This window comes from Synechococcus sp. CB0205 (assembly GCF_000179255.1).
In the GTDB taxonomy this organism is placed as follows: domain Bacteria; phylum Cyanobacteriota; class Cyanobacteriia; order PCC-6307; family Cyanobiaceae; genus Vulcanococcus.
Genome location: NZ_ADXM01000078.1, coordinates 1 through 4,084, shown reverse-complemented (window position 1 = coordinate 4,084; position 4,084 = coordinate 1). Strand labels below are relative to the sequence as shown.

The 4,084-nt window shown below is 51.3% G+C and carries 4 protein-coding genes; 2 read left to right on the top strand and 2 right to left on the bottom strand.

Annotation, left to right across the window (positions count from 1 at the left end; genetic code table 11):
- Positions 1–816: 816 nt before the first annotated feature.
- Positions 817–2,022 carry a cyclopropane fatty acyl phospholipid synthase gene (cfa, locus tag CB0205_RS15605; RefSeq protein ID WP_010318218.1) on the top strand — a complete coding sequence of 402 codons (1,206 nt, stop codon included), beginning with the start codon at positions 817–819 and terminating at the stop codon, positions 2,020–2,022.
- 49 nt (positions 2,023–2,071) lie between these two features.
- Positions 2,072–2,914: an RNA polymerase sigma factor RpoD/SigA gene (locus CB0205_RS15600; protein WP_071778007.1), complete on the top strand. Its 843-nt coding sequence runs from the start codon at positions 2,072–2,074 to the stop codon at positions 2,912–2,914.
- 70 nt (positions 2,915–2,984) lie between these two features.
- Here CB0205_RS15600 and CB0205_RS16780 read toward each other — a convergent pair whose 3' ends face one another.
- Both CB0205_RS16780 and CB0205_RS14985 read right to left on the bottom strand, forming a co-directional pair.
- A complete protein-coding gene (locus CB0205_RS16780) occupies positions 2,985–3,215 on the bottom strand; it encodes a hypothetical protein (RefSeq protein ID WP_071778006.1) in 231 nt (76 codons plus the stop codon).
- Positions 3,216–3,389: 174 nt separating this feature from the next.
- The gene (locus CB0205_RS14985) at positions 3,390–4,037 is read right to left on the bottom strand and encodes an alpha/beta hydrolase (protein ID WP_156798007.1); all 648 of its coding nucleotides are present in this window, start codon (positions 4,035–4,037) and stop codon (positions 3,390–3,392) included.
- Positions 4,038–4,084 lie beyond the last annotated feature (47 nt).

The window sequence follows — 4,084 nt, the reverse complement described above, 5'->3', positions numbered from 1 at the left end:
ATTTAGAAGGTTGCCGTTCTGAAGCGTCCAGCCCAGGTCAGTGACAGCACAGCTGCTCGGCCCACATCTCCACTGTGATCCACATTCACTCCTGAAAGAATCACAAACAGTGGAATGCCTCGGGCCGGAACTCACTCCAACGTTGGGTGCCAATTCCATTCCGAAGACAGGCGGAACTGCTGCCAATGCCGGCCTCGTCAAGCTCCAGGGGAGTAGGGCGAGCATCAAGAGCCATTCAGACGGATCTAGGCGGACGCAGCGGACAAAGCTTCTGACGCAGCGATGGCGTAAAGGCATGGAGGAATTGGCAGTGGAGTGCGTTGGAGGGTTGAACTAACGACGCCGTCTGGATGGGTATTAGCGACGGTATGCATGGAAGCGATCGCGAGCTCAAAAACCAGTAGAACTGTGCATCTAATGAGGCGGAGTGCGGCAGTCCTCAGTGTTCAGTCTCTGGGTTATCGCTCGTTCTATCTTTGTCTTAGGGTTCATTGGCATCTGCCAATTTATTCTATCGCTCCACGATCTCCATTTGATCTGCGATGCTGCTCAAATGGAGCAATTCAGTTAATTGGCGTGATTGTCAGCATCAGTTTTGGCAGGTTCAGAAACGACTCTGCCAACGATGCCTCTACAGGCAGATGAATGTCATACAAGTCAAGAGGCCTGTGCTCTTGATCCTTGATTCAATCAACAATGCACCGAATAGCAGTATGAGGGCTCTGCGGCAATCTGACTGGATCGTGCAGCAGATCAGATCCTCAGTCAGACGTCAGCACAAACCCTGGATTACCTGGGAGCTCTTGATCAGAGTTCATGGCCATTCCTGCCACCCTGCTTGCCGCCACTGGTGCAGCTGATGTGCAGTTTAATGGCAACCGTCCCTGGGATCTTCAGGTGCATCGGAGACAGTTCTATGGAGAACTCTTGAGAAATGGTTCGCTCGCCCTTGGTGATGGCTATGTGCGTGGCGACTGGGACTGCGAGCACTTAAGTGAAATGATCTCCCGCCTCCTGAAGTCGGGTGCGAATCGTCCTCTCGCTCTTCAGGGAAGGCTGTTTGAATCCATTCAATGGTTGTCTGATCAGATTCTAAATCCGCAAGGAATTACTCAATCACTACGAGTGGGGCGTCGCCACTACGACATTGATCCACGCGTTTACGAAGCGATGCTTGGTCCCTCAATGGCCTATAGCTGCGGATATTGGCGACATGCCACCAATCTCGATGATGCCCAGGAGGCAAAGTTGCACCTTGTCTGTAAGAAACTAGAACTCAAGCCGGGTGATCGTCTGCTTGATGTCGGCTGTGGATGGGGTTCCCTAGCTCGAGTCGCCTCACAGCACTACGGAGCAGAGGTGGTAGCGATCACAATTTCCAACAGACAGGCAAGCTATATTCGAGAGAAGTTCTCTGATACTGTAATTACAGTCGGAGTCTGTGATTACAGGAGTTTGCCTCAACTCAATCTTAAACCCTTTGACAAGGTGGCGTCGATAGGCATGTTTGAACATGTCGGACGTCGTAATGACCGGACATTTCATCAGGCGATGAACGATTGCCTGAACCCAGAGGGGCTGATGCTGTTGCACACGATTGGTTCTGCTTCAACGACTCATCGCACCGATCGATGGATAGATACTCACATCTTTCCTGGAGGACGACTCCCCTCGGCAATGCAACTTTGCAAGGGACTTGAAGGGATTCTGCTGATTGAGGACTGGGAATCTTTCGGACAGGACTATGAGCGTACTCTTCTCTCTTGGTGGGAGAACTTTGAATTGGCATGGCCAAGACTCTGTCAGGAGATAGGGCAAGACTTTTACCGCTTCTGGCGCTACTACTTGCTGAGTTGTGCGGGGTACTTCCGATCAAGGCAGGGACAGCTCTGGCAATTGGTTCTCAGCAGAGCTGACCGACAGAGCACTTATCGATCCATTCGCCCAAGTTCTGATGAATGGATCTTGACATCTTCGCCGCAAGATGCAGCAGACTCTGGGCAAGAGTGCTGCATCAATTGAATGCACTCAACCTGAGGGATGAGGATGTAGGGCCTTCATCCTCTCTTGTATGAGTGATGCATTCGGTGACTACTTGCGTCAAATCGGTCGTATCCCCCTTTTGACACCTCAAGAGGAAGTTCATCTCGGAACGATTGTCAGGCAATGGAAGGATGACGAAAAGCCCTCTGCTGCCCTCGAGCGCAGAGGACGCAGGGCTTTAAAGCGGATCGTTACAGCAAACCTGCGGCTCGTCGTCACCGTCTCAATGCGCTATTCAAGACGCCTACAGCATCTTGGTTTCGATTCCATGGATCTTGTACAAGCAGGCAACCTTGGCTTGCTAAGAGCAGTTGAGAAATACGATCCGAGTCGAGGGTACAAGTTTTCTACGTACGGCTATTGGTGGATCCGCCAGTCGATTCATCGCTATTTGCAAGAACACAATGGAAGTATCCGTCTCCCAGTGAATGTTGTTAATCTTGCGACACGTGCAGCTTCTATGCAAAGCAATAGCAGAACATACTTGTCTGTTGATGAGATGGCCCGCCTCTTAGATGAGTCGCCTCAGCGTTTGCTTCATGCAATCAATGTGCACTACCGTAGCAACACCTTGTCTCTTGATCAGCAAATTGCAAGTGCCGACGGCGCAATGACGATTCTCGATACCGTAACCGATAAAGAAGAGATCGAAATTCACGACGACTACGCATGGATGTATAGCCTGATGCAGCATCTGTCTTGCCCAGAGGCAGATGTTATTAAGCTGCGCTATGGCGCAGAAGACCAACCTTCGTTCGCCGAGGTGGCAAGAACGATTGGACGCACAAAAGACCAGGTCCAAAGACTTGAGCGAAAAGCTCTTGCAAAGCTCAGGACAAGACTGACCCCAGTCCTCTTCCCTATTGGTTAGAGGAGCTGCCTTATTGGCTGAGTTTACCTAGAGAAGCCCCGGCTACGAAGGTAGCCGGGGCAAGCTGTGTTTAATAGGAACGAGCTTTCAACTGAGGCCGCATTCCGTTGAGCGCTTGGCTCGGTGGATGGGCTTGAGGCTGGTTTGGCACTCTTTGTTGATGAGCACCTTTCAGAGACTCCTCTAATAGAAAAGCGCACAGGTTTGATACTGATCGACCCTCTTCCTCTGAGCGATTCAATAAATCCTCGTGAACATTATAGCTCAGCGTAATTGAAATGCGCCGGGGTTGACGCTGCATTACGCGAATACGGTCATTCATTTGGAATTTAATGTTGAAGGACTGAGCAAGACTGGGTAAAGAGAAATGATTGTTTCTCTATACCAAGATTAATGCAAGAGTCTGATCCGGGTTGCAGGTAATTACCTCGTTTGTTTCGCATATCTGCTGCAGAGCGGAGACGAACGCCGTGCATCACATTTCCTGCAGCATCCACTCTGCTGCTAAGTCTGCGACTAACTCCGTCGCTTTGGGTTCCGCTAGAAGATCGCTCATCTCTTGGAGAACGGCCAGTTCGTGCTTAGCCCTTAAGAAGCTCGTGGCCCAGGCATTCAGCTCTAACAGGTCCACATCCAGCTTGCCTACTAAAAGTAGGATCGGGCATTCCAGTGTGGCCAATGACTCGAATGCCAAGTCAGGACGGCCAGCACAACTGACAATGGCGGCAACTCTCCCTGGCTCTCTCACTGCGGCCTCAATGACGACTGCTGCGCCGCTGCCTGTTCCCAGTAGCCCAAGAGGCAGTGCAGAGAGCTCTTGATTTCGACCGATCCACTGGAGCGTGCTGACTAAGCGATCTGTCAGTACGTTCAGATCCCATGGAATCTCGTTCGTATGCCCTTCCGCATTCAGCAGGAGATTGACCTGAAGCGTTGATAACCCCCGTTCGGCTAGCGCTCTTCCGACCTTTCTGCTTCTAAACATCTGCCGGTTGCCTCCAGGCCCATGAACCAGCAGCACCAGTCCTAAGGCGCGTACGGGCTGCTGTAGGACAGCATTGAGATCACCGTCAGAAGTCGGAACCTTTAGCGGCTTGGAGACAATGTCAATTGCCAGCACCACAACAAAATTAGCGGATCTACTCGTGTCCTACTGCGTACTCCTTCTGC